This is a genomic window from Nitrosospira multiformis (genome assembly GCF_900103165.1).
Taxonomy (GTDB): Bacteria; Pseudomonadota; Gammaproteobacteria; order Burkholderiales; family Nitrosomonadaceae; genus Nitrosospira; species Nitrosospira multiformis_D.
Window position 1 is genome coordinate 592,148 of sequence record NZ_FNKY01000001.1, and the last position, 25,620, is coordinate 617,767.

At 53.3% G+C, this 25,620-nt stretch carries 22 protein-coding genes and 1 tRNA gene; 17 read left to right on the plus strand and 6 right to left on the minus strand.

Going from position 1 to position 25,620, the window contains the following annotated elements; genetic code table 11:
- Window positions 1-4: 4 nt before the first annotated feature.
- On the plus strand, window positions 5-253 hold the full coding sequence (locus BLR00_RS02810; protein ID WP_074630710.1) for a YfhL family 4Fe-4S dicluster ferredoxin: 249 nt from the start codon (window positions 5-7) through the stop codon (window positions 251-253).
- 45 nt (window positions 254-298) lie between these two features.
- Here BLR00_RS02810 and BLR00_RS02815 read toward each other — a convergent pair whose 3' ends face one another.
- The 4 genes from BLR00_RS02815 to BLR00_RS02835 form a co-directional block, all read right to left on the minus strand.
- Window positions 299-1,039, minus strand: a complete 741-nt coding sequence (locus BLR00_RS02815) for a YggS family pyridoxal phosphate-dependent enzyme (protein WP_074630711.1) — start codon at window positions 1,037-1,039, stop codon at window positions 299-301.
- 388 nt (window positions 1,040-1,427) lie between these two features.
- The gene (dnaE, locus tag BLR00_RS02820) at window positions 1,428-4,982 is read right to left on the minus strand and encodes a DNA polymerase III subunit alpha (RefSeq protein ID WP_074630712.1); all 3,555 of its coding nucleotides are present in this window, start codon (window positions 4,980-4,982) and stop codon (window positions 1,428-1,430) included.
- Window positions 4,983-5,257: 275 nt separating this feature from the next.
- Window positions 5,258-6,298, minus strand: coding sequence for a YheT family hydrolase (locus BLR00_RS02825; protein WP_074634095.1), 1,041 nt, complete (start codon window positions 6,296-6,298; stop codon window positions 5,258-5,260).
- A 332-nt stretch (window positions 6,299-6,630) separates the two neighbouring features.
- Window positions 6,631-7,764, minus strand: a complete 1,134-nt coding sequence (locus BLR00_RS02835; protein ID WP_074630714.1) for a PEP-CTERM sorting domain-containing protein — start codon at window positions 7,762-7,764, stop codon at window positions 6,631-6,633.
- A gap of 678 nt (window positions 7,765-8,442) precedes the next feature.
- Here BLR00_RS02835 and BLR00_RS02840 point away from each other — a divergent pair.
- From BLR00_RS02840 to BLR00_RS02850, 3 genes are all read left to right on the plus strand, one after another.
- Window positions 8,443-9,570, plus strand: a complete 1,128-nt coding sequence (locus BLR00_RS02840; RefSeq protein WP_074634096.1) for an efflux RND transporter periplasmic adaptor subunit — start codon at window positions 8,443-8,445, stop codon at window positions 9,568-9,570.
- Between the two features lie 21 nt (window positions 9,571-9,591).
- A complete protein-coding gene (locus BLR00_RS02845) occupies window positions 9,592-12,741 on the plus strand; it encodes an efflux RND transporter permease subunit (protein ID WP_074630715.1) in 3,150 nt (1,049 codons plus the stop codon).
- Window positions 12,742-13,193: 452 nt separating this feature from the next.
- On the plus strand, window positions 13,194-13,514 hold the full coding sequence (locus BLR00_RS02850) for a hypothetical protein (protein WP_107797701.1): 321 nt from the start codon (window positions 13,194-13,196) through the stop codon (window positions 13,512-13,514).
- 236 nt (window positions 13,515-13,750) lie between these two features.
- On the opposite strand, the gene BLR00_RS02855 is transcribed toward BLR00_RS02850, so the two are convergent.
- Window positions 13,751-14,095: a GrlR family regulatory protein gene (locus tag BLR00_RS02855; protein WP_074630717.1), complete on the minus strand. Its 345-nt coding sequence runs from the start codon at window positions 14,093-14,095 to the stop codon at window positions 13,751-13,753.
- Window positions 14,096-14,518: 423 nt separating this feature from the next.
- Here BLR00_RS02855 and BLR00_RS02860 point away from each other — a divergent pair, with 423 nt between their 5' ends.
- Entirely contained in the window at window positions 14,519-15,319 is an 801-nt protein-coding gene (locus BLR00_RS02860) for a type I restriction enzyme HsdR N-terminal domain-containing protein (protein WP_074630718.1), read from the plus strand.
- Window positions 15,320-15,377: 58 nt separating this feature from the next.
- A complete protein-coding gene (locus BLR00_RS02865) occupies window positions 15,378-15,794 on the plus strand; it encodes a nuclear hormone receptor DNA binding domain-containing protein (protein WP_074630719.1) in 417 nt (138 codons plus the stop codon).
- Window positions 15,795-16,532: 738 nt separating this feature from the next.
- Here BLR00_RS02865 and BLR00_RS02870 read toward each other — a convergent pair.
- Window positions 16,533-16,608 (minus strand) — tRNA-Lys (locus BLR00_RS02870).
- A 142-nt stretch (window positions 16,609-16,750) separates the two neighbouring features.
- Here BLR00_RS02870 and thiO point away from each other — a divergent pair.
- The 11 genes from thiO (at window position 16,751) to pal (ending at window position 25,619) form a co-directional block, all read left to right on the plus strand.
- A complete protein-coding gene (thiO, locus tag BLR00_RS02875; protein WP_074630720.1) occupies window positions 16,751-17,866 on the plus strand; it encodes a glycine oxidase ThiO in 1,116 nt (371 codons plus the stop codon).
- 127 nt (window positions 17,867-17,993) lie between these two features.
- Window positions 17,994-18,719 (plus strand): YebC/PmpR family DNA-binding transcriptional regulator, encoded by a 726-nt coding sequence (locus BLR00_RS02880; RefSeq protein ID WP_074630721.1) that lies wholly within the window; start codon window positions 17,994-17,996, stop codon window positions 18,717-18,719.
- A gap of 35 nt (window positions 18,720-18,754) precedes the next feature.
- Window positions 18,755-19,273 carry a crossover junction endodeoxyribonuclease RuvC gene (gene ruvC / locus BLR00_RS02885; protein ID WP_074630722.1) on the plus strand — a complete coding sequence of 173 codons (519 nt, stop codon included), beginning with the start codon at window positions 18,755-18,757 and terminating at the stop codon, window positions 19,271-19,273.
- Window positions 19,274-19,392: 119 nt separating this feature from the next.
- Entirely contained in the window at window positions 19,393-19,986 is a 594-nt protein-coding gene (ruvA, locus tag BLR00_RS02890) for a Holliday junction branch migration protein RuvA (RefSeq protein ID WP_074630723.1), read from the plus strand.
- A gap of 123 nt (window positions 19,987-20,109) precedes the next feature.
- Window positions 20,110-21,153, plus strand: a complete 1,044-nt coding sequence (ruvB, locus tag BLR00_RS02895) for a Holliday junction branch migration DNA helicase RuvB (protein WP_074630724.1) — start codon at window positions 20,110-20,112, stop codon at window positions 21,151-21,153.
- A gap of 117 nt (window positions 21,154-21,270) precedes the next feature.
- Window positions 21,271-21,720, plus strand: a complete 450-nt coding sequence (gene ybgC / locus BLR00_RS02900; RefSeq protein WP_371130366.1) for a tol-pal system-associated acyl-CoA thioesterase — start codon at window positions 21,271-21,273, stop codon at window positions 21,718-21,720.
- A complete protein-coding gene (gene tolQ, locus BLR00_RS02905) occupies window positions 21,717-22,403 on the plus strand; it encodes a protein TolQ (RefSeq protein ID WP_074630725.1) in 687 nt (228 codons plus the stop codon). The genes ybgC and tolQ overlap by 4 nt, the downstream gene beginning before the upstream one ends.
- A 21-nt stretch (window positions 22,404-22,424) precedes the next feature.
- Window positions 22,425-22,844, plus strand: coding sequence for a protein TolR (tolR, locus tag BLR00_RS02910; protein WP_254773464.1), 420 nt, complete (start codon window positions 22,425-22,427; stop codon window positions 22,842-22,844).
- A gap of 8 nt (window positions 22,845-22,852) precedes the next feature.
- Complete coding sequence (locus BLR00_RS02915) at window positions 22,853-23,713, plus strand: cell envelope integrity protein TolA (RefSeq protein WP_074634099.1); 861 nt, start codon at window positions 22,853-22,855, stop codon at window positions 23,711-23,713.
- Window positions 23,714-23,762: 49 nt separating this feature from the next.
- Window positions 23,763-25,061, plus strand: coding sequence for a Tol-Pal system beta propeller repeat protein TolB (tolB, locus tag BLR00_RS02920; protein ID WP_074630726.1), 1,299 nt, complete (start codon window positions 23,763-23,765; stop codon window positions 25,059-25,061).
- A gap of 39 nt (window positions 25,062-25,100) precedes the next feature.
- The gene (pal, locus tag BLR00_RS02925; RefSeq protein ID WP_175443959.1) at window positions 25,101-25,619 is read left to right on the plus strand and encodes a peptidoglycan-associated lipoprotein Pal; all 519 of its coding nucleotides are present in this window, start codon (window positions 25,101-25,103) and stop codon (window positions 25,617-25,619) included.
- Window position 25,620: the final 1 nt, after the last annotated feature.

Genomic DNA, 25,620 nt, shown 5'->3' on the forward strand with positions numbered 1-25,620 from the left:
TGATATGGCCTTAATGATCACTGATGAATGCATCAACTGCGATGTATGCGAACCGGAGTGTCCCAACGATGCCATTTCGCAAGGGGAAGAAATCTATGTAATAGCCCCTGACCTCTGCACCGAATGCGTGGGGCATCACGAAGTTTCACAATGCGTGGAAGTCTGTCCGGTGGACTGCATCATCCTTAATCCGGATATTGTTGAGACTAAAGCGCAACTACACGAAAAGTATCTTGCCCTTGGCAACCTCTGAGCAAATCCTCCGCGTAGCAGGCAGGGTGTCAATTAAATCGGGGAGTTACTCAGGTTTTCCTTGCTGGATAGCAAGCTCCTCAGGGATAGCGTAGCGTCTTGGTCCAAAGATTGCCGTGCCGATGCGAACCAGGGTTGCGCCTTCTTCGATGGCAATATCCAGGTCTTCCGACATACCCATCGAGATGGTGTCAAGCTCATAGCCAGCCTGTTTAAGCTGATCGTACGTTTCTTTCAGCATGCGGAACTGGCTGCGCTGCAGAGCGGTGGCTTTGGTAAGCTCGGGAATGGCCATCACTCCCCGCAGTTTCAGGCGGGGCAACCCCACAATATGCGCCGCCAGATCGGCTGCCTCATCCGGTGCCACACCGCTCTTGCTGTCCTCTCCGCTCACGTTTACCTGCAAGCATACCTGAAGGGGAGGCAATGATTCGGGTCTATCCTTCGACAAGCGATCGGCAATCTTTTTCCGGTCTATGCTATGCACCCAGGAAAAATTCTCTGCGATGCGCTTTGTTTTATTGCTCTGTATGGGACCGATAAAATGCCACTCGATGGGTAAGTCGGCGAGCGCCGGGATCTTCCCCAGCGCCTCCTGAAGATAATTTTCCCCGAAAATCGTCTGTCCGGCGGCAAAGGCTTCACGCAGGCACTCGGCGGGATTGGTTTTGCTTGCAGCTAAAAGGGTAATGGCTTCGGGTTGCCGGCCCGTTTTGTCCGCAATCTCCCTTATGCGAGTTTTTACTTTCTCCAAGCCCGAGGCAATGGTTGTTCTGTTGGGTTCCATTTTTTACCTTTTTATGATGCTTCCATGTGATTTTCAGTAGGATGGGTGAAGCGAAGCGTGCAATCCATCATCTGACTTATCTTATTTTACAATCCCCATCGCTTCTTTACTCATTGCTTTTGGTCCAATCCAGCATGAGAAATAGCCCTCCGTGAGGAAATTGAGCCGGTGTGTTATCTATGTCCGGGTTTTGATGGTTGGTTACGCTTTTATCCATTCTACATAAGCACCCAACCGGGGGCTCATAGGTGGATCTTTAATTGGTCTGTAGCCACGCAATGTTCTCTACGAGGATACAAAAATATTGAGTGAGCGGAAGCATAGTAGAGCTACTGAACTATTCGGTCAAGAATAAAGGCACCCGGATAACGGCACCGGTACCATCCCGTCAGTAAATCACTTTGACATTTTCTGCCTTGAAATGCGCTGACAGGGATTGCAGCAAATTGTCCCGCAGGCTTACGCGCCACGCATCCCCCAACTTCAGTTCGCAAACCGTATCCTTATTGCGATAAATCACCGATACCGGACAGTACCCATCGCCATGTTGGCTATTGCCGGCATTGGCGGTGTTCGCATTCATACGATAGGGCGCAAGTAATTCCTTTAGCTTGGCCGCGTTTGCCAGCCCGTTGCAGTGGAGTCTCACGCATTTTGCGTAGCGTGAGCGAGCGCTGTCCAGATTATAGAGCTGATCGGCGGAAATACGCAGTTCATCGCCATTCCCGTCGTCCCCTCTTTTACTGCTCACCTTGGCTTCTACCAAAAGCAGCTGATCTTCCTTCAGCCAATTACGGACAGACTCGAATAACTCGTTGTATACAACTATCTCCATCCGTGCACTGGCGTCATCCAATACGATTACCCCCATCTTGCCACGTCGGGTCATCTGCGTGCGTATAGCGTAGACGATTCCCGCCAGAAGTTGCGGTTCTCGCTGGGGATTCAATCGATTCAGCCGCGTGCGCACAAAGCCTTTCAGCTCTTCCGCGCAGGCGTTGAATGGGTGGCCGCTCAAATAGAATCCCAGCGCCATTTTTTCATTCTTCAGTTGCTCCTTTTCCACCCACTGCGGCACGTTGATCAAACTCTGCTGTTCCATCGAGTCGTCAATCTCGCCAAATAAACTCACCTGATTGACTGCACGGCCCGCCTGTTCGGCCGATTCGAGTGCAATGCCAACCGATGCCAGCAAGCCTGCTCGATGGTTATTGACAGAATCAAACGCGCCAGCGCGGATGAGCGATTCCACCACGCGGCGGTTGACAATGCGCTTGTCCACCCGCCGGCAGAAATCAAACAGGTCGGTATAGGGCCCATCCTGATCACGTGCCTTGATGATTGCTGCAATCGCCGATTCTCCCGTACCTTTCACTGCTCCCAGACCATATCGTATGGTTTTTTTATCCACCGGAATAAAACGGTGACTGGAAAGATTGATGTCGGGCGGCAGGATGGAGAGTCCATTGGCAATGCCATCCTCAAAAAACACATGCACCTTGTCCGTATCGTCCATATCGGCGGACAGTGTGGCAGCCACGAATTCAGCGGGATAATGCGTCTTGAGATAGGCGGTCTGAAATGCAATCAGGGCGTAAGCCGCCGCGTGCGATTTGTTGAAACCGTAGCCCGCGAATTTTTCCATCAGGCTGAACAGTTCGGTCGCATCGCGCTCTGTCAAACCATTCCTGGTGGCGCCGGCAACGAAAATATCGCGCTGCATGGCCATTTCTTCGACTTTTTTCTTACCCATTGCACGCCGCAGCAGATCGGCACTCCCGAGACTATAACCGCCTATTACCTGCGCGATTTGCATGACCTGTTCCTGGTAAATCATCACGCCATAAGTGGGCTCAAGTATGGGTTGCAAACGTGGATCAAGATACTCCACGCGCTTGCCATGCTTACGTTCGGTAAATTCGGGAATCAGGGCCATCGGCCCCGGACGATACAGCGCCACCAGCGCGATGATGTCCTCAAAACAGTCGGGCTTTGCTTTCTGCAATAGATCTTTCATGCCACGCGATTCGAACTGGAACACTCCTATGGCGTTTCCCTGCCGCAACAGCGCGTAGGTAGCCGGGTCGTCCAGAGGCAGGTTTTCCAGGGAAAAGGATTTGACGATCCCGATTCCGGTTTCAGTAATATCTCCATCGACATCCGTTGCCGCGCGCCCGGAACCCTGTTCGGTGGGGTGTGCATTTCGCTGCCTGATATATCTGACGGTCCAGTCGAGTATGGTCAACGTCCGCAACCCGAGGAAGTCGAACTTCACCAGGCCGATTTTCTCCACATCATCTTTATCCAGCTGGCTGATTACCGAATCACCCGCGTCAGTGCAGTAAACGGGGCAAAAATCAGTAATCTTTCCCGACGCGATCAGCACCCCCCCGGCGTGCATGCCAACATTGCGTGTAAGTCCCTCGAGGCGTTCGGCCAGTTCCAGCAGATTGCGCACTTCTTCTTCCGCTTGCGCACGCTGATTCAGTTGTGGCTCTTCCGCACGCGCCTTCTTTAGCGTCATGCCGAGATCAAACGGTACCAGCTTCGCCAGCTGATCGACGAAGTTATAAGGCAAATCCATCACCCGTCCAACGTCGCGTACCACCGCTTTTGCCGCCATGGTGCCAAAAGTTGCGATCTGCGAAACACTCTCGGCACCATACTTCTGTTTGACATAATCTATGACATGTTCGCGCCCGTCCTGGCAGAAATCAATGTCAAAATCAGGCATGGAAACACGTTCCGGATTAAGGAAGCGTTCAAACAGTAAATCGTAACGAAGCGGATCGAGGTCGGTAATGCCCAGGGAATAAGCGACCAGCGAACCCGCGCCGGAGCCTCGGCCGGGGCCCACAGGCACGCCATTGTGCTTGGCCCAGTTGATGAAATCAGCAACGATCAGAAAATAACCGGCGAATCCCATCTGTACGATGGTGGAGGCCTCGAAATCCAGCCGCGCGCGATATTTTGGCATTTGCGCATTGCGCTCAGTTATATCGGGATAGAGTGCCTCCATGCGCTCTTCAAGGCCTGTCTCCGATTGGGCGCGTAGATACAGCTCCAGACTCTGGTTGTTGGGCGTCGGAAATAATGGGAGACGATTGACCCCCAATTCCAGCGTGAGATTGCAGCGCTTGGCGAGCTCCACCGTGTTGGCGAGCGCCGCCGGTAAATCGGCGAACAATGCCGTCATCTCTTCCTGGGTTTTGAAATACTGTTCTTCGGTGCAATGCTTCGGGCGGCGGCGGTCGCCCAGCACGTAACCTTCCGCGATACATACTCGAGCCTCGTGTGCCTTGTAATCATCGGGATTTAAAAACTGTACCGATTGTGTCGCCACTACCGGCAAATGCAATGCGGATGCCAGCGCCAGTGAGCTCTGCACAAGAGTCTCGGTATTGGGATGCCCTATTCGCTGCACTTCGATATAAAAACGGTCCGGGAACAACCCCGCCCATTCTCGCGCCAGCATTTCCGCCTGAACTAAATTATTCTGCATCAACATCAGGCTAATATCGCCAAGGTTCGCCCCGGACAGGGCAATCAGTCCCGTTGTTCCGCTTCCGCTCTCGGCAAACCAGGCCTTTTTGATTTCTGCCCGCCCCTGGCGCTGGTTTTCACGATAGGCACGTGACAACAGCCGGCACAACAAAAGGTAGCCCGGGTTGGACTGGCACAACAATAAAATACGTGCGGGCTTGTTCCTGTCATCTTCGTTACTTATCCAGACATCGCAGCCAATAATCGGTTTTATGCCTTTGGCGCGCGCCTCCTGATAAAATTTCACCATACCGAACAGGTTGGAAAGGTCCGTCAGCGACAATGCCGGCATACTATCGGACGCCGCTTTTGCCACCGCATCGTCGATACGCACAATACCATCCACGATGGAATACTCGCTGTGCATGCGCAGGTGAACAAAAGTGGGAGATGTAGACATGTTGCCGTGATCCTGACTTGATGTTTGGCATGAGCGGCTGGCCACGGAACTCAATTCCATGTAGCCCGGCTGCCGGCTCGACACTCAAACTAAATACTGAAAATCGGGAGTCGATTTTACACCAATTGCCCCATTCCCAAACTTGAGGGAATATCTAACCCGAATGCTTCATAAATTCGCGCATTTCCCGCTGATGTCTGTTTTTGGGAAATTTTATTCAGTCTGTCGCATGAATAATTAGGTCACTCTTTCACCGAATTTATGAAATATCCGGGTTAAGAGCTTCTGAGCTCGATTAAATCCATTTGGGAATTGCGATAAACTTCAGAACCTTGCTCCGCGAAAAAACTGATAATTCTTTCCGGGAGCCATGTCAGCCTGCCCGGAAAAGGCGCATTCAGAAATCCGGCGTGCCCCCCTTCTTCGGGAAATTCCAGCGTGACTGCGGATGACACCTCATGCGATTCAGGCAATACGGAGGCCGGCATAAAAGGATCGTTGAAGGCATTGATGACGAGAGTGCGAACCTGGATATGCCTGAGCCATGGCTTGCTACTGGATTGGTGCCAGTAGTCTTCGGCATCTCGAAAGCCGTGCAGCGGTGCCGTTACGAGATTATCGAATTGATATAACGTAGTGCATGCGGCTACTGCGGCTGCGTCAAACAGGCCGGGGAAGCGGCCAAATTTCTCCAGCGCCTTGCGTTTTAGCGTATCGAGAAAGTGACGGGTATAGAGCAGGTTGAAGCCCGACGCCAGAGCGCTCCCCGCGGCGGCCAGATCCAGCGGCACGGAAACCGCCGCGGCACCGTCGATCAACTGACAGGCTTGCTGACCTTGCTCACCCAGCCATTTCAGAAAAGCATTTCCGCCCAGTGATACCCCCACCACATAGAGCGGCGCGGAACCCGAAAGCTTGTTTTGTCCGCTTATCCTGCGCAGTATCCAATCAATTTCCATTGAGTCGCCGGCGTGATAGGCGCGCGGCAAGCGGTTGGGCGATCCCGAACAGCCGCGAAAATGCACTACCCCGGCGCGCCAGCCCAGATCCTGCAGTAAGCTCATCATACTCAGAATGTAATGACTGCACGAATCTCCTTCAAGCCCGTGAAACAGTATCACCAGCGGCGCATCGGCAGGATTATCCAGCCAGTCGATATCAATGAAATCGCCATCATCCAGTTCCCAGCGTTCGCGCCGGTAAGTAACCAGGGGGCGTGACAGCAGATAGGGATAGATGGTCTGCGCATGGCCCCCCCGCAGCCATGTGGGGGCCATGTAGGGTTTGGCGCGTAAAGGGAGGGTGGAGATTTTCACGCTAAGTCTTATCAGCATCAGACATTGGCAGATTTCAACCAGTGGCCAATAAAGATCAAGTTGATCAATGAGCTACAACACAATGAGCTGTTAGAACCGATTGCACATAATAACATGCGGAGCTCATTATCAGTTATGGCGAGCTGTTTTCAGCCGATTGCAAAGCCGGGTGCGGCGATGCAACGCAGCAGCTGTTCCGCTCTTCAGCTGACGGATATCCTCATATCTTTCCTATTTAGCGAGAGAATTTTGAGTGAAACATATCGTGCATACTCTGCCTGCTGCAAACAAAAACCCGCCGAAGCGGGTCTGTTTTAACGTGTAAATTGGTTTTACGATTTCTTGCGGCGGCTCAAACCCAGACCCACCAAGCCGAGGCCAAGAAGTGCAAGAGTGGCAGGTTCGGGTACCGCTTCGATCTGCGCTGGCGGATCCGGCAAATTATTTACCGTGCCAGTCAGGTTCAGGGTGAGACTATAGGCAGCCCGGCTGGATGCCGCGCCGACGTCCGCATCCGACAGGCTTAATAGGTAACTGGCGCTGAAAATTCCGGCTGAAGAGGTGTCCAGCATGGCCAGCCAGCCTTGGCTTGAACCTTGGCCCAAGCCGCCGAAGCTACCCAAGTCGGTTAACAGCGTGCCGATGTCGCCGCTACCGAAGATGCTGTCGAGATCAAGGCCGACCCGGTTGGCATCAGCCAGATTGAAGAGGCTGAATCCAAGGGTGGCAGCGTCACCCACGAAGAAAGTTCCGAAATCCAGATTCAGGGTGAGCATTGTTGAGGAACTGTCGAAGGACGGCGCGGCGTGCAGCTGGTAGTCATAAGTGGCGCTTACGTTGCCCGCCCAGGTGACCGTATATTGCGTCGTCTCTGTCCCGGTGAATAGGGCACTTGTCTGAGTTGCCGTCAGTGTCGGGGCTGTGCGCGCCAGTGTTACATCGCCGTTGCCGACATAACTATCCAGATTGGCGGAAGATACAGTTTGATTCAGGTTGGTAGTAGTAGCGGAACTTGTGGTAGCGGTCCCGGTGCACGCACCCCTGCGATTATCCGAACATGAATCGCTACCATTAATAGCCGGTAAGAAGGTGGCATTTACGCCCGGTCCCGAGATACTGGCGGTGCTGCTGCCGGTCCCACTCGTGGTACCCGTGGTGTTGCTGCCGGTATTGGCGCCATCTGTGGATCGAGTCCAAGTGCTTTGGGTCCGCGTCGAGGTGAGATTCAGGGTGGTGCCCATCAGCACACCCTGATTCGAGTTGAACTGACTGATGGCGCTGGTCCCGAGACTGGCGCCGTTGTTGTTGCTGGCGCTTCCACCCTCGGTATCGGTAGCGCTTGCAGAGTTGCTAAAGCCTGCCGGGGAAGTATTAATCAGCAGCGCACTGGCCGGCAGCGGGATTAGCACTAAAGCACTCAATGCGAAAGTGATTTTTTGGTGCAGCGTCTTGGGTGTGAATCTCATTTTTTATTCCTGTTTTTTAGAGGAGCGCTATAAACCCATCTCATTCATATTGTTTTATAAGCATTTTTCATGCCATAAATAAAATATCATTAATATTAAAAGAGTTGCACGTGCACCTTTATTCGAGGCGAACCATAGTGTAAAATTTTTCGACAATGAGATGGTCAAAGTTGAAGCCCAATTCGTTTAGATACACAGTTTCCAAGAAGGAGATTTCCACCTGAGGCAGGAAAAATTACTTGGTCGGCAGTGACCTGCTACCCTCAATTAACTGCGCGGCGCAGTAGGATCTCGGTTTGCAAAGGGTGTTGGGTGGAATCCGGCTAGCGTAAAATTGCCAAGCGAGCTATGCGGTCTTGTTATCACCCCAAACCTGACTGTTTCACTCCCTCTTAGTAAGTCCGCATCACATACTCCGCTTCGTGGATCATTCTGCTAACGTACGATTTTTTTCGTTTCGTGAGCTGACCCCTTTTGATTGTTTTATTACGTTCATTTGGCAACCGGTTTGTGCAATCATACTCATCAGCTACGTATGATTTTCAAATGTTGATAGGCAGGGGATAATCTTGACTCTGATAATGGGGGACAAGTTCCTACCTTGTCGCCTTGTTGCAATAGCCAAGAGGAATATGCATGCATCACTCTCAAATCGGTAGAGTGTACCGTACACGGTCGATGATGCCAGGCGTAATCATCGCATTGACGCTGGTGCTGGCAGGTTGTGACAGCGGGCAGGCGGGGGGTGAGCAGGCGCCACCTTCGCCGGAAGTCAGCGTTGCCCGGGTACTCTCCAGACCGGTACAGCAATGGAATGAATACACCGGCCGCGTCAGCGCGATCGATACCGTTGAACTGCGAGCCCGCGTGAGCGGCTATGTGCAGCGCGTCGCGTACAAGGAAGACCACAAGGAAGGGCAGGAGGTGAAGAAGGGCGACCTGATGTTCCTCATCGATCAGCGCCCCTATCGGATGGCGCTGGCCAATGCGCAGGCGCAGCTCGATCGTGCGCGCGTGGCGAAACAGCTCGCGGGCATGCTGGACAACAATGCCCGGCTGCTGATGGATGCTGAAGCAATCTCACGCGAAGAGGCGGACACGCGCCGCACTACGCACACGCAGACCGCCGCGGATATCGATGCTGCCGAGGCGGTGGTAGCCAATGCGAAGCTCCAGCTAGAATTTACCGAGGTGCGCGCGCCAGTCGCCGGGAAAACAAGCCGTGCCTTGGTAACTGTCGGCAATCTGGCCGTTGCCGACCAGACCATACTGACCACGGTAGTGTCGCAGGATCCCATGTATGTATATTTCGATGTCGACGAGAACAGCTACCTGCGCTACGGCGAACAGGCGCGCGATGGCGGAGGCGCGCCGGCAGGCACCTCGGTACGCGTCGGCCTGGCCAACGAGGAAGGCTATCCCCACGCAGGCACGATCGACTTCTTCGACAACCAGGTCAATTCCGCCGTTGGAACCATACGCGCGCGCGCCGTGCTCCCCAATGCCGATCGCATTTTTACCCCCGGCTTGTTCGTGCGCGTGCAATTCGTCAGCGGCAGGAAGGAAAATGTCCTGCTGATCGATGACAAGGCCGTGATGACAGACCAGGACCGCAAGTACGTCTACGTGGTGGACAAGGATGCCAAAGTCCAGCGCAGGGACATCGTGCCCGGCCGCATGGCGGAGGGATTGCGCGTGATACAGTCCGGTCTTGCGGCGGACGACAGGATCGTGGTCGCCGGCCAGCAGAAAGTCCACCCCGGCATGCCGGTCAAGCCCAATGAAATCCCGATGGCCGCGCTGTAGGGCGCGGTGAGGTAAACATCAGTGGATTTCTCCAGATTCTTTATCGACCGGCCGATCTTCGCGGCTGTGCTGTCGATTGTGATTTTTGCCGGCGGCCTGATTGCGATCCCCCTGCTGCCGAGCGGCGAATATCCGGAAGTCATTCCACCGACCGTTCTGGTACGCACCAACTACCCGGGCGCCAACCCGAAAGTGATCGCCGAATCGGTGTCCGTGCCGCTGGAAGAAGCCATCAACGGCGTTGAAGGCATCATGTACCTGAAGTCTATCGCCAGTTCCGACGGTACCCTGCAGATAGTGATCACCTTCACGCCCGGCGTGAACCCGGATATCGCCGCAGTGCGCGTACTGAACCGGGTGAGCCAGGCACTGCCGCGCCTGCCGGAGGCGGTCCGGCAATATGGCGTGACGACCCAAAAGCAATCCCCGACGCCGTTGATGTACATGAACCTGATCTCGACGGACGGGCGCTACGATTCGCTCTATTTGCGCAACTACCTGGTGCTGCATGTCAAGGATGAGCTATCCCGCCTGCACGGCATCGGCGATGTGCAGCTGTTCGGCTCGGGCGACTACGCGATGCGTATCTGGCTCGATCCGGATAAAGTCGCCTCGCGCGGACTGACGAGCGGCGACGTGCTCAACGCGCTGCGCGAACAGAATGTGCAGGTATCGGCCGGCCAGCTCGGCGCCGAGCCTTCGCCGAACAAACCGGATTTCCTGATTTCAATCAATGTGCGCGGCCGGCTGAGCACGGAAGCCGAATTCGGCGACATCATCCTGAAGAGCGGCCTGAATGGTGAGGTGGTGCGCCTGTCAAACGTGGCGCGCGTGGAACTCGGCTCCGGCAACTATACCGTGCGCGCATATAACAACAGGAACACCAACGCCACGGTAGGCGTCTTCCTCTCTCCGGGTGCCAACGCCCTGGCAGTGGCTGATACGGTGTATGCGAAGATGGATGAGCTATCCAGGCGCTTCCCGCCAGGCATCGTCTACGATCCGACATGGGATCCCACCGTTTTTGTGCGCGATTCCATCCGCGCAGTCCAGAACACGCTGCTGGAAGCCATAGCGCTGGTCGTGGTGGTCGTGATACTGTTCCTGCAAACCTGGCGTGCGTCGATCATCCCCCTGATCGCGGTACCCGTGTCGATAGTGGGTACCTTTGGCGTGCTGTACGTACTCGGTTTTTCGATCAATACCTTGACCTTGTTCGGCCTTGTGCTCGCAATCGGTATCGTTGTCGATGATGCCATTGTCGTGGTGGAGAATGTCGAGCGCAACATCGAGGAAGGGCTGATGCCGCTTGCTGCCGCGCACCAGGCAATGAAAGAAGTATCGGGTCCCATCATCGCCATCGCGCTGGTGCTGTGCGCAGTATTTGTGCCGATGGCCTTCCTGACGGGCGTAACCGGCCAGTTCTACAAGCAGTTCGCCGTAACGATCGCGGTTTCCACGGTGATTTCGGCCATCAATTCATTGACCCTGTCGCCGGCATTGGCTGCCTTGCTGCTCAAAAGCCACGACACGCCCAAGGATGCGCTGTCGCGCGTGATGGAGCGTTTGCTCGGCTGGGTGTTCCGTCCCTTCAACCGCTTCTTCCAGCGCAACTCCGAGAGATATCATCGTACCGTCGGGCACGCCCTGACAAAACGCGGGCTCGTGTTCGGCGTCTACCTCATGCTGCTCGCCTGCACCGCGCTTCTGTTCGGCAAAGTGCCGGATGGTTTTATCCCGACGCAGGATAAACTTTATCTCTTCACCGGCGCCAAGCTGCCCGAAGGCGCCTCGCTGGCACGCACCGACGAGGTCGTGCGCAAGATGATCGATATCGCCCTTGGCACCGACGGCGTGGAGAAAGTGGCGGCCTATGCGGGCCTCAATGCCTTGCAGCTTACCAACACGCCTAATTTCAGCGCCGCCTATGTCATCCTCAAGCCGTTCGACCAGCGCAGCCGCAGCGCCAGCGCCATCGTCGCGGAGCTCAACGAAAAATTCTCCTCCATCGAGGAAGGCATTACCTTCGCGTTGATGCCGCCGCCGATCGAGGGATTGGGCAACGGTTCCGGTTACTCGCTGTACGTGGAGGACCGCGCCGGCCTGGGTTATGGCGCACTGCAGGATGCGACCAAAGCATTCCAGGGCAAGATTGCGCAGACCCCGGGGTTCACCTATCCGGTCAGCGCTTATCAGGCAAATATTCCCCAGCTTGAAATCAAGGTCGATCGCACCAAGGCCAAAGCGCAGGGCGTGCCGCTGAACGAGCTGTTCGATACGCTGCAAATCTACCTGGGCTCAGCCTATGTGAATGACTTCAACCTGTTCGGCCGCGTCTATCGCGTTTTTGTCCAGGCCGACGCCAGTAAACGGCAACGCGTTGAAGACATCGAGAAATTGCGCGTACGCAACGAGAGTGGCGATATGATACCCATGAGTGCGATGACGACGATCACGCCGACCTACGGCCCCGATCCAGTGCTGCGCTACAACGGTTATCCTGCTGCCGATCTGATCGGCGATTCCGATCCGCGTCAGTTTTCCTCGGGACAGGCCATCACCCGGCTAAAGGAAATGGCCGGGGAAATGCTGCCGGACGGCATGATGCTCGAATGGACGGACCTGAGCTATCAACAGGTGACGCAAAGCAACGCCAAGCTGATCGTATTTCCGCTTGCCGTCATGCTCGCCTTCCTCGTGCTGGCCGCACTGTACGAAAGCTGGACGCTGCCGCTTGCCGTCATCCTGATCGTGCCGGTATGCATGTGCGCCGCCCTGCTCGGCGTATGGTTGACTGGTGGCGACAACAATATATTCGTGCAAGTAGGGCTCGTCGTACTGATGGGTCTGGCCTGCAAGAATGCGATCCTGATCGTCGAATTCGCTCGTGAACTGGAATTCCAGGGCAAGGGAATCGTTGAAGCGGCGCTGGAGGCCTGCCGCCTGCGCCTGCGGCCGATCGTCATGACATCCATTGCCTTTGTCGCCGGCTCGGTGCCGCTGGTACTTTCTACAGGTGCGGGTGCGGAAGTGCGCTCGGCCACGGGGATTACCGTGTTCGCGGGCATGATCGGTGTAACCCTGTTCGGGCTGTTCCTCACGCCTGTGTTCTATGTCGCCCTGCGCAAATTATCGGGGAGCGCGCTTGTCCGCCACGACCCGAAAACGTAGGGTGATGCGGGGAATACCCGAGACTAGCCGGTATTCGCCAAAGATAATGGATTTGTTGTCGCGGTTGCCAAAACCCGATTAGATTCTAAAATCATGGAGGCTGTCTCCTATTACCCTTACTGAGACGGTGCGGCGGTTTGCGCATGCTCTAGAGGCCGGAGTGTGAGGACAGCGTGTGCCGGACTTCAAGCAGTAGAAGGCGGGGGGCGGCAGGTAAGAAAGATTACAGTAATCTGAATTGCTGCCGTTATGCCAGATAACCGCTTTTATGTCGGTATATTTTCCACACTATTTTTAAGGCCATATGGATGTGCTTGAATAATCAGATAATCAACATCTGGTCCGATACTTGCTTACTAATCAGAAGGTATTATTCTGAGCCCGCATATACTTTAGTACAGTAGATTAAGGATGTACGCGTCCTATAATACAAATACTTTAGAAGGTCACACATGGAAACGAAAGTGGCGGTCATGGATGCAGAAATAAAAAATGTCGGCTCCAGACTGAGGGATCATTTAGATGACGTAAGAGCACTCAGGGGAAGTTGGACCATGGTCACGATTACCCTGGTTGCCTTGATATTTGGCATTGTAGGCGTCATGGTAACCGGTTTTAGCGGCGTCGCCACGACGCAAGCTGCGTTGATGAAAGAACAGGTCGAAATAAAGGCCGATATGAAAGCCAATATGAAACAAATAGACTCCCAATTAAAGATCCTGAATGCTTCTATGGAAGCGATTACTACAGATCACCAGAACCTTAAACCTTAAGCCTAAGCGCTGCATCCGCACCGGACCTGATTCGACTGGTTCGCTACCGCTGTATTTTTAGCACCTTTGTCTCATGGCAACATTTTAACAATCCCCTAATATATCTCGCGGGCGTCACGCCCCTTGCAAAGCAACACCCCGCCCCGGTCCAGGAAACTGCGCCGGGTTTTTCATTCCCAATCTGCCACGCAATTACCCTAAACCTGCCGAAGCGGGTTTTTATTGGTTTCTTGACGTTAAGGTAATTCTGCGCGCCGGGTAAATTTCACAGCAATTTTCATGGCGGGATTTTCAACCATATGTCCATTCATAATGAATGCTTGATGCTTGTTGTTCTCCTCCATATTGACCGTGCCGACTAGAGTAAATTTATCTATATTTCCAAAGATGCTGGTCAGTACCTTCCGATCATTTTCAACCCTTACGGTAGCTTTCAAAAGGCCATTTTCATAAGCATAACCTCCCACATAAATATAGCTACTATCTCCTCCAAATATCCGTCCGGTTTCTAGTATGACTACCCCGTATCCCATATCCCCCATATCTGAGCTGAATTCCACTCCATACATCGCTTCTAGCATTTTATTTCCTCATTATTAAAATTAGAAATCTGTAATCCATGCTTACGTACGTCATATCTCGATCGGACACGCGAAGGTTTCTATAAATTGCTCTGATTGAAATCTTTTTTGATGGGTTCAGGTTCTTTTTTTACAGCTGATCGGGGGAATAATTCCCGCCGTTGCGCATCTTACGCCCGCGGTGAATAGCTCAGCAATTAGACCAAGGTACACCTGAGTGCGAGTGTGGGTATTGACGACAGATCGGCCTCACCCCGCCTCAGGGCGAATACCCACACTGATTCTCTGGTGTACCTCGGGACAGTATTCAATACTGTTGAGTTCTGTACAATTCATTGAGCAGTGACAGCGTGCGATGCGACAAAACAGAGCATAGAGTAGCCTTCATGCGCTCCGAAAGGGCGCCACAAAAAGGGAGAAGAAATGGCATCAATACCGAAAAAAGTGATCGAACGACTCATTGCCGGAATAAAAAGATATCAGCCAATACTGGCCGCTGCAAAAGCTAGGGATGTGGGCGAGGCCGATACGGTAACTATTATTAAGGACATGCTTGCGGATGTATTTGGATATGATAAATATCTAGAAGTGACATCGGAATTTTCGATACGGGGAACATATTGTGATCTCGGGATAAAGCTCGAAGGGGCGTTGCAAATACTTATTGAAGTGAAAGCCATTGGGCTTGATCTCAAAGATCAGCATGTGAAGCAGGCTATCGATTATGCTGCGAATCAAGGGGTAGATTGGGTTTTGCTTACAAATGGTATGTGCTGGCGCGTTTACCGCTTAGTCTTCGCTAAACCAATTGATCAGGAGCTTGTGGTTGATATTGATTTCTCGGTTATGAATCCTCGATCAGACAATGATATCGAGGTACTTTATCTCTGGTGTAAAGAAGGGTGGCAGCGCTCGGTCCTAGGTGAGTATCACACTCAAAAGCAAGCTTTATCTAGATTCTTCATTGGAGCAATGCTGCAAACCGATCCTGTGCTTGAAATTATCCGTCGCGAGCTCCGGCGTGTTTCACCAGACGTACGTATTGATATTGATCAGATTAAAGGTGTTCTTTCTAACGAGGTGATAAAACGAGAGGTAATGGAGGGAGATAAGGCTGATGATGCCCGCAAGAAAATTTCCCGCGCTGCAGCAAAAGCTATTCGTGCGGCTAATCAGCGTGTAACTGTCAAGGAGCCGGAACCCGTGCAAGAATCGATGGAATAAATAATGTTTATGGGAATATTTACCGGCCCACCAATCTCCTAATACACAAGAAAAAATTATGGTTGATCTAACCTTATTTTCCTCTGCTTTAAGTGCTGTCAAGACGGCACGAGAAATTGCGCAACTACTTAAAGAGACCGATCTTTCACTGGAGAAAGCAGAGCAGAAAAGCCGACTCGCTGACCTCCTCTATGCCTTAGCTGAATTGAAAAGTGAGTTAGCCGAAATTCAGCACGAGGTAATTGATAGAGATGAGAAAATCAAACAGCTCCAGGAAGCGCTTCAGATAAAAAAGCATATTGTATGGGAGCAGCCGTATTATTGGTTACAGACAAATGACAATAAAGAAGGGCCGTTTTGCCAACGCTGTTACGATCAGGATGTGAAACTGGTTCGGCTTCAGGGTTATGGAGAGGGGCGATGGGAATGTAAAGGATGCAAAAGTTTCTATAAGGATAAAACATTTTATGAGTAATTTTCCGATACCGAAAGCGAGAAGCGCCAATGTATGGTGGCATATTTCTCATGAAGTTTTGCAAGCGCTTTATTCATGAGGTATATAAGCTTAATTCGATTGTCCTCGTCTCTGAAACTCTGGTTACTGTCACCCGGGTTATTCCCACATTTCTTGTAGCGATAAACCGGACCTAAATTAACCTTTCAATAATTCATAGCGCCACCCAAAGGAGTTTGAACCGAGCTCTGTAGAGATGGCCCGCCCATCGTGGCGACGGATCGTTTCTTACTAGGAGCTTGCGTGAAGGACGGCCTCCGACGTGTTCTAATGCAGGCAAAGGAAACCTGCGCATACGGTAAATTACGAGGTATGCATTAAGGAATGCAGGAATTGCGGGCCTAGCTAGGGTTGGAGAAATAATTTTGAATAGCGGTGGACACATCTCAGAAGCTTTTGGCTCAACAAAGGCCAGCTGAATTCGCGAATCCACGAACGGGTGAAGCATTTGATTGCTATTCGCGAGGATCCGGGAAAAGTTTTTATCGTCCAGTAAGTCCTCAGGGACGAAAATTGCATTTTATCCGTGTCAGATCGCTGACAGTTGGCGACCAAGCGACGAAGCGGCTCGCACCTTTCTTCAGAATGTTAGACTGAACTAAAGATACTTTGAAATAGATAAGTTGTGGTTATTGACTGGCGCATTCACCAGAAGAGATATAAGCACCGCCTGCCGAACACTTATAAATCTTTGAAAATTGGTAGGCCGTGCCAGATTCGAACTGGCGACCAACGGATTAAAAGTCCGCTGCTCTACCGGCTGAGCTAACGACCCAAAGATACGCAAAGGACGTGCATTATACCGACTCGCTCCCCCGATATAAAGTTTTTTGGATCAGGCTAGCCCGGCGATCGCCCACCGATCCCGTTTCGCCGCAAAATTTGCTTTAAACTGCCGGTATGCGAGGAATCAATTTTTGAACGACGTTATCGTCATAGGCGGAGGGATTGCCGGACTGGCCACGGCGCGCGAATTGTTACGGCAGGGAGCGCATGTAACCATACTGGAGCGCAATCGCTGCGGGGAAGAGTCATCTTGGGCGGGTGGAGGCATACTTTCGCCGCTATTGCCATGGGATTACTCCGATCCGGTAACGCAATTGACGCAATGGAGCAACCGCTTGTATCCCGGGTTTATCCAAGCATTGCACATGGAAACAGGCATCGACCCGGAGTTTCATGCGAGCGGCATGCTGGTGCTGCCCGGATTCTCTAACGGCCCAGAAGAAGTCGCGCGACAGGATGCTCGCCATCGTATAGCCGAAGCCTGGTGCGCTCAACATGACCTTGCCATGAGAATGGTTCGCTCTCACGAAATTGCGCCGGCACTCGCGCTCGACGAACCGGCGCTTTGGCTACCCGAAGTCTGCCAGGTGCGCAATCCGCGCTTGCTACAGGCGCTGGTACTCGCTGTGGAGATGAATGGAGGCACCATCATCGAACATGCTGAGGTCACCAGCTGGAAGATAGCGCAAGAGCGCATCCAGTCGGTCGCTACCAGCCGTGGCGAGGAGTATGCAGCGGCCAGCTACATCGTTACCGCCGGAGCATGGAGCCGTCAGCTTCTGCGCGAATATGCATTAAAGCTCGATATCTGGCCGGTGCGGGGGCAGATCCTGCTGTTCAAGGCGCAGCCTGGTTTGCTCGGCACGATTGTATTACAGGAACCCGATAATTTTTATCTGATACCACGCCGAGACGGTTATATTCTGGCCGGCAGCACGGTGGAGGAAGTCGCTTTCGATAAACACACAACCGCTCATGTGCGGAAGGAGCTGCTGGAAAAGGCGCATAGGCTGGTGCCTGCATTGACCGAAGAAATGCTAGCTGGTCACTGGGCGGGTCTGCGTCCCGGTTCGCCAGGGAATATACCGGTTATCGACAGTCATCCCTTCGTTACAAACCTGTATCTGAACAGTGGGCACTACCGTTACGGTGTTACCATGGCACCAGGCAGCGCGCGACTTGTATCCAACATGATTCTGAACAAGCCCCAGCCGCTGGATGTTACACCCTATCGATGGCCGGCATGAACAATAGAGAATAATTCCTTTAGGGGCATATGTTGCCTTGAGTAACGGTTTCCCCGCGCTTTATCCGCGGCATGCGGGATGGTAACATTGCACCCACTCCAACAAAGAGACATAAGGCATACGCATCATGGCTGGTCACAGCAAGTGGGCTAATATCAAACACAAGAAAGCCGCGCAGGACGCCAAGCGCGGCAAGATTTTCACCCGGCTTATCAAGGAAATTACCGTCGCCGCGCGGCTCGGCGGAGGGGACCCCGCCAGTAATCCCCGGTTGCGCCTGGCGGTCGATAAAGCATACGAGCAAAACATGCCCAAAGATAACGTAGAGCGTGCAATCAAGCGCGGCAGCGGTGATCTGGAGGGCGTGAATTATGAAGAGATACGTTATGAAGGTTATGGAATCGCCGGGGCGGCCGTATTGGTCGATTGCATGACTGACAACCGTGTGCGCACGGTCGCGGATGTGCGTCATGCTTTCACCAAGTATGGCGGCAATCTCGGCACCGACGGCTCGGTTGCGTTCATGTTCAAGCACTGCGGGCAACTGCTTTTTGCACCCGGCACCAATGAGGATAAGCTGATGGAAGCGGCGCTGGAAGCGGGCGCGGAAGATGTGGTCAGCAATGACGATGGCAGCATCGAAGTCATTACCGCACCGTATGAGTTCGTCGGTGTCAGGGCGGCGCTGGAGAAAGCCGGGTTCAAGGCGGAACTCGCCGAAGTGACCATGAAACCCGCCAACGAATCTACGCTGGCGGGCGACGAGGCGGTGAAAATGCAAAAACTTCTGGACGCGCTGGAAAGTATCGACGATGTGCAGGAGGTCTATACGACGGCGGTGATTGATGAATAGATTTTTATCCGGCAGGTGAAAAAGGAGTCCAGCGTATCCGTATTCTTGGCATAGATCCCGGCTTGCGTATTACTGGGTTCGGGGTCATCGATAAGACGGGCAACAAGCTAGCCTATGTCGGCAGCGGGTGTATCAAGACATTGGACGGCGAACTGCCGTCGCGCCTGAAGTCCATCATGGACCATCTGAATGAAGTCATCGCGCAGCACCGTCCCGATCAGGTCGCGGTGGAACAGGTGTTTGTCAATGTCAATCCAAAATCCACGTTGATGCTCGGACAGGCGCGCGGAGCCGCGATCTGCACGGCGGTATTGAATAATCTCGTTGTTGCCGAATATACCGCGCTACAGATCAAGCAGGCGGTGGTAGGCAAAGGTCATGCGAAGAAAGAACAGGTGCAGGACATGGTTATGCGGTTGTTACAGCTTGCCGGCAGCCCCAGCGCAGATGCAGCGGATGCGCTTGCCTGCGCTATCTGCCATGCCCACGGCGGATTGGGGTTGGGCGGGATTTCGACAGCGGGCTACCGCATGAAACGCGGGCGGCTCGTTTGATCCTAAACCCGGCGGCTGATCGCTCATTTTCCAGTTTAGCGCCATGATGTACAGAGATACTTTATGCTACTTGAATTTCACATTCATGATGAATTCCCTGTTCAGCCGCCGGGTTTAGGATGATCGGCAGAATAACGGGACTGTTGCTGGAAAAGTTTCCACCATTGGTGCTGGTCGACGTTCAGGGTGTGGGGTATGAAATCGACGTACCGATGAGCACGTTCTATAATTTGCCCGCCATCGGTGTGCAAATCACGCTGCACACTCATCTCGTAGTGCGCGAAGACGTGCATCTACTTTTTGGTTTCGCCACCGAAGCAGAGCGGCAAGCCTTTCGTCAACTCGTAAAAATTTCCGGTGTCGGCGCGAGAACTGCGCTGGCCTTGCTGTCTGGCTTGAGTGTAGCCGATCTGCATCAAGCGGTGGCAGCTCAGGATAGCGGACGGCTGATCAAAATCCCCGGTATTGGTAAAAAGACCGCCGAACGTTTACTGCTGGAATTGCGCGACAAGCTCGATGCCGGCATGACTGGCGCAACTGCGGCGGGAGGAGGGATCTCGGCGTCAAGAGATGGCAGCGACGTGCTCAATGCCCTATTATCTCTGGGATATAATGAGCGTGAAGCCAATTGGGCGACCAGGCAATTACCTGCGGGCGTTGCCGTCTCCGACGGCATACGGCAGGCGTTGAAGCTCTTATCGAAAGACAAGTAGTGTGCTTGCAGATCGAAGGTCGAGGTAGTCACGCAGGATGGATAAGCGTAGCGTGGGAAGCCCTCTTATTAAGAAGAATTTATTTATCCCCGATGTGCAAATCGGGCGAAACCTGCTACTTGAATGATTGAAACCGATCGATTAATCGCCTCTGCACCTGTTTCTCTTCAGGAAGAAGAGCTGGAGCGTGCGCTGCGTCCCAAGCACCTGAACGAATACGTCGGCCAGGAAAAAATTCGCGGGCAGTTGCAGATATTCATCGAAGCGGCGAGGCGGCGCCGGGAAGCGCTCGATCACGTGCTGCTGTTCGGCCCGCCCGGTTTGGGCAAAACCACGCTTGCCCATATCATTGCGAGAGAGATGGGCGTGAGTCTGCGTCAGACTTCCGGCCCGGTATTGGAGCGTCCCGGTGATCTGGCGGCGCTGCTGACCAATCTTGAACCCAACGATGTACTGTTTATCGACGAAATTCACCGTCTTTCACCGGTGGTGGAGGAAATTCTTTACCCCGCGCTGGAGGATTATCAGCTTGACATCATGATTGGCGAAGGCCCCGCGGCGCGATCGGTCAAGCTCGATTTGCCGCCGTTTACCCTGGTGGGCGCCACCACGCGTGCGGGCATGCTGACCAACCCGTTGCGTGATCGCTTTGGCATTATTTCGCGGCTGGAGTTTTATTCAGTGGAAGAGCTGACCAAAATTGTCACGCGCTCGGCGGGGTTGTTGAATGTTGAAATTTCTCCCGATGGAGCGGTGGAAATCGCGCGCCGCTCGCGCGGCACGCCACGCATCGTCAACCGCCTGCTGCGGCGGGTGCGCGATTTCGCTGAAGTGAAAGCCGACGGTTACATTACCCGTCCGGTGGCGGATGCGGCATTGATCATGCTGGATGTGGATCTCATCGGCCTCGACGTGATGGACAGAAAACTGCTGCTGGCCGTCATGGAAAAATTCGGCGGAGGGCCGGTGGGTGTTGATAATCTCGCCGCCGCCATCAGCGAAGAGCGCGGCACCATCGAAGATGTGCTGGAGCCCTACCTGATCCAGCAGGGCTACATGAAGCGCACGCCGCGTGGCCGCATGGCCACGGTCATCGCCTATCGGCATTTCGGCATGGCGCTACCGAAGAACGGGTTGAGCGGCGAGTTGTGGGAAGACAGTCAATAGCAGTCCTGGTCATCAGTAGAACGTGGGAATTGGTAAGAAAATATTTTAGAGATTCACTCTATTTATCCATTCCAGCATTCTTATTTGCGAATTCAGATTCGCAAATCTTTTGAAAATATGAGAACAACGGCAGAAGATGACAACTTGATGGTAAATTCGGACAAGACTATTTTCACCCTGCCGGTCCGGGTTTATTATCAGGACACCGACGCGGGCGGAGTGGTTTATCATTCAACTTATCTTGATTTCATGGAGCGCGCCCGCTACGAATGGTTGCGGGAACTGGGATTTGATATTCATTCATTGATTCAGACTCACAAGGTAATTTTCATGATACGTTCACTCAATATTGAATACTTCAAACCAGCTTTGCTGGACGATTTGTTACAGGTGGCCGTGCAGCCTACCGAACTAGGCAGAAGCCGCATAACACTCTCCCAGCATATGCTGCGTGGCGAAGTCACTTTGGCCAGTGCCACTGTCCATGCGGTATGTGTGGGCGCCGACAGCCTCAAACCAGTAAGCGTGCCCGCGCCGCTGCGTCATAAACTTGGAAAACTCTCATGAGCGCATCGGTAACGCAGGATATGTCCCTTTTCCACCTCATCGGCAGCGCCAGCCTGCCGGTGCAACTGGTGATGGCGTTATTGCTGGTGACGTCATTTTTGTCGTGGTGGTTTATCTTTCGCAAACTATTTGTCATCCGTCAGGCGATAAAGCAGAGCGATGAATTCGAGAATGTTTTCTGGAAAGGCCCCGATCTCAATGCGCTCTTCCAAAGCGCCGCCAGCGCGCGCCATACGGCAGGGAGTATGGAACGGATTTTTGAGGCGGGATTCCGTGAGTTCATCAAACACAAGCGCCAGCCGGGGATGGATATCAGTACCGTGATGGATGGTACACGCCGGGCCATGCGGGCCACCTATCAGCGAGAGATGGACAGTCTCGAGTCGCATCTTTCCTTTCTGGCGACGGTGGGGTCGGTAAGTCCCTACGTCGGCTTGTTCGGCACCGTCTGGGGAATCATGAATTCTTTCCGGGGGCTGTCCAACGTTACCCAGGCCACCATTGCTCATGTCGCACCGGGCATTGCGGAAGCATTGATAGCGACCGCGATGGGTTTGTTTGCGGCAATTCCCGCGGTCATTGCCTATAATCGTTATGCTAACAACATAGATCGGCTGGCGACCCGTTTCGAGAGTTTCATGGAAGAATTGTCCAATGTGTTACAGCGGCAAGCAACCGGATAAGGATTTCGAAGGACAGATATTGTGACCGAGCGCCGAGCCAAACGCCGTCTGATGAATGAAATAAACGTCGTGCCGTACATCGACGTAATGCTGGTATTGCTCGTGATATTCATGATTACGGCGCCGCTTATCAGCCCTGGTCAGATTGAATTGCCGCAAATTGGCAAATCACTCACGCCCCCGGTTGCGCCGCTGGAAGTGATCATCAAGGCCGACGGTAGCCTGAGATTACACGATCGCGCCACGTCAGGCGGTGAACAAAAAGTCAGCCGGACCGAGCTGGTCGATGCAATCAAACGGAAGCAGGCGCAAAACGCTGAGCAGGCGGTAGTGATCGCCGCCGACAAAAGTGTGCGTTACGAAGAAGTGACGAATGTGATGGATATTCTGCAACAGCAGCAGGTGAAGAAGGTGGGGCTGCTGGCCAGGCCGAAATCTTGACCGGCGGGATGGCATTGCGAGGCTCCTCGCACGTTGAGCCAGGGCGCATACCAGCAGGCGTGCTGGCGGTGCTGGTGCATATCATTTTTTTCGCGTTCATGATTTTCGGTCTCAACTGGAAAACTTATCCACCGGAAGTCATGATGGTGGATTTATGGAGTAATCTGCCCCAACCGCAGCCGCCGGTTATCCAGGCAACGCCGCCACCCCCGGCACCCGCGCCTGTCCAGCCGCCGCCCGAAGTAAAGCCGCTGCCGCCGGAACCACAGACGCCACCCCCGCCCCCCAAGCCGGATATCGCACTCAAGGAAAAGATTGAGAAACCTAAGCCCTTGGAAAAGAAGCAACCGGTAGAAAAAGATCAAAAAGAACTGAAAGAAAAAGAACTGAAAGCGCAAAAAGAAAAGGAACAAAAAGAAAAGGAGCAAAAAGAGAAAAAGGAGAAAGAGCAAGAACTGAAGGCGCAGAAAGAAAAGGAATTGAAGGACCAGCAAGCAAGGGTAGCCGCCGAGGTAGAGCAGCTTCAGCGAGAGCAGGAAGCAAATAACAAGCTTCAGGCACAGGCGGCGGCGCAGTCTCGCCTGGGAAATGAAATAGCGGAATACAAGGCCAAAATACTGGCTAAAATCAAAAGCCATATCATCATGCCGCCCGATTTACCAGGCAACCCGGTCGCGGAATTCGACGTTACACTGCTGCCCGGCGGTGACATTCTCGATGTCAAGTTGCGTAAAAGCAGCGGGTTTGCCGCTTTCGACAGCGCGGTGGAGCGCGCCATTTTTCTGGCCAAACCACTTCCCTTGCCACCCGATCCCGCATTATTTCCAAAATTCCGTAATTTAAGCCTCAAGGTACATTATCGTGAATGACTGAGGTATAATTCACCGCACCATCGCGAACTTCCTAAGAGTTATTTCTATGCAGATTCGCTCGCCTGAATTTTTCCCATATGTCCTTGTCTTGTTCCTGTGGCTGATTGGCACGCCCGCCCATGCCGCACTCGACATCGAAATTTTTGGCGGGGGTGCGACACAGATTCCTATCGCTATTGTTCCCTTCGCCGCGGAGGAAAAGCTCAATCAGGGTATCACACCGGTGGTGGCTGCAGATTTGCAGCGCAGTGGCTTGTTCAGAATGGTTGATCCGGCCGGCCTTGCGCCGCACGAACCCGTCGAAGTCGTTTATTCAGAATGGATCAATCGCGGCGCCAATGCGCTGGTAATCGGCAGCACCACGGCCCTGCCCGGCGGCCAGGTAGCCGTGCGCGTCCGTCTGCTGGACGTCGCAAAACAGGTGCAATTGGCCAGCTATACTGAAACCGTTCCCGTAGGGCAGTTGCGTGCCGCCGCACATCGAATAGCGGATCTGATTTATGAAAAATTAACCGGTGATGTAGGGGTATTCAGCACCCGTATCGCCTATGTGGTGAAAGAAGGTAAAAAATATTCATTACAGGTAGCGGATGCCGATGGGTTTAATGCCCAACCGGTGATTGAGTATACCGAGCCGATTATTTCGCCCGCGTGGTCACCGGATGGCAAGCAACTGGCCTACGTATCCTTCGAGAACAAGAAGCCAGTAGTTTATGTGCAGACCCTTGCAACGCGGACACGCAAGGCGGTGGCCAATTTCAAGGGGAGCAACAGCGCACCGGCCTGGTCGCCGGACGGAAAGAGGCTGGCGGTGGTACTATCTCTGGTGGGTGGCTCGCAGATTTTTTTGATTAACGCTGATGGCAGCGGCTTGCAAAGGTTCACCCAGAGTTCCGGAATCGATACCGAACCCAGCTTTTCGCCTGATGGCCAGTCGATCATTTTTACTTCCGATCGCGGCGGCAGTCCGCAAATCTATCGTATGCAAATAACGGGACGCCCATCGGGAATGGCGGAGCGCCTTACCTTCGAGGGCAGCTATAATGTCAGTCCCGATTACAGCCGGGATGGAAAAAGCTTTACCTTTATTCATCGCAATGGTGATAAATTCAATGTCGCGACACAGGATCTGGCAACCCGTCAGGTGCAATTGCTCACTGATTCGAGATTCGATGAGTCTCCCAGTTTTGCGCCCAACGGCAGGATCATTTTGTATGCGACCGAGGTAAAGGGCCGTGGTATATTATCCGCAGTATCAAGTGATGGCAGAACAAGGCAACAGCTTTCAACACAAGCTGGTGATGTAAGAGAGCCGGCGTGGGGCCCTTTGCCAGGGCTGCAATAATTCCGAATGCCATATCTAGTCAACTATAAAGGAATGCACATGAAAAACATATTTGGCGTGTTATTGATCAGTTTGCTGGTGGCATGCTCCAGCCAGAGTACGAAGCCCTCCGCTGAAGTGGAGGACAAGTCCATCGGCACCCAGTCGGGGGCGGTTGAAAGCGGCGGTCCTACAACCGGGGCCGTACCCAACCTGAACCCGCTTACCGATCCAAACAATATCCTCTCCAAACGCAGCGTCTACTTTGACTTCGATAGCTATGTCGTGAAGGATGAATATCGATCTCTGGTGCAGGCCCACGCCCAGTACCTGCGCGACAATGGAAATGCCAGAGTGCTGTTGCAAGGTAACGCCGATGAACGCGGCAGCCGGGAATACAACCTCGCACTGGGTCAGCGCCGCGCCGATGCGGTAAGGAATGCCATGACATTGTCGGGTGCCAAGGAATCCCAGATCGAATCCGTCAGTCTGGGTGAGGAAAAACCCCGGGCGACAGGCCATGATGAATCCTCGTGGGCCGAGAACCGCCGCACTGATATCCGCTATCAGGGCGAGTAAC

Coding starts and splice junctions, on each gene's coding strand:
- BLR00_RS02810 (WP_074630710.1), top strand. CDS start 5: ATGGCCTTAATGATCACTGATGAATGCATCAACTGCGATGTATGCGAA.
- BLR00_RS02815 (WP_074630711.1), bottom strand. CDS start 1,039: ATGGAACCCAACAGAACAACCATTGCCTCGGGCTTGGAGAAAGTAAAA.
- dnaE (WP_074630712.1), bottom strand. CDS start 4,982: ATGTCTACATCTCCCACTTTTGTTCACCTGCGCATGCACAGCGAGTAT.
- BLR00_RS02835 (WP_074630714.1), bottom strand. CDS start 7,764: ATGAGATTCACACCCAAGACGCTGCACCAAAAAATCACTTTCGCATTG.
- BLR00_RS02840 (WP_074634096.1), top strand. CDS start 8,443: ATGATGCCAGGCGTAATCATCGCATTGACGCTGGTGCTGGCAGGTTGT.
- BLR00_RS02850 (WP_107797701.1), top strand. CDS start 13,194: ATGGAAACGAAAGTGGCGGTCATGGATGCAGAAATAAAAAATGTCGGC.
- BLR00_RS02855 (WP_074630717.1), bottom strand. CDS start 14,095: ATGCTAGAAGCGATGTATGGAGTGGAATTCAGCTCAGATATGGGGGAT.
- BLR00_RS02860 (WP_074630718.1), top strand. CDS start 14,519: ATGGCATCAATACCGAAAAAAGTGATCGAACGACTCATTGCCGGAATA.
- BLR00_RS02865 (WP_074630719.1), top strand. CDS start 15,378: ATGGTTGATCTAACCTTATTTTCCTCTGCTTTAAGTGCTGTCAAGACG.
- BLR00_RS02880 (WP_074630721.1), top strand. CDS start 17,994: ATGGCTGGTCACAGCAAGTGGGCTAATATCAAACACAAGAAAGCCGCG.
- ruvA (WP_074630723.1), top strand. CDS start 19,393: ATGATCGGCAGAATAACGGGACTGTTGCTGGAAAAGTTTCCACCATTG.
- ruvB (WP_074630724.1), top strand. CDS start 20,110: ATGATTGAAACCGATCGATTAATCGCCTCTGCACCTGTTTCTCTTCAG.
- ybgC (WP_371130366.1), top strand. CDS start 21,271: ATGAGAACAACGGCAGAAGATGACAACTTGATGGTAAATTCGGACAAG.
- tolQ (WP_074630725.1), top strand. CDS start 21,717: ATGAGCGCATCGGTAACGCAGGATATGTCCCTTTTCCACCTCATCGGC.
- BLR00_RS02915 (WP_074634099.1), top strand. CDS start 22,853: ATGGCATTGCGAGGCTCCTCGCACGTTGAGCCAGGGCGCATACCAGCA.
- tolB (WP_074630726.1), top strand. CDS start 23,763: ATGCAGATTCGCTCGCCTGAATTTTTCCCATATGTCCTTGTCTTGTTC.
- pal (WP_175443959.1), top strand. CDS start 25,101: ATGAAAAACATATTTGGCGTGTTATTGATCAGTTTGCTGGTGGCATGC.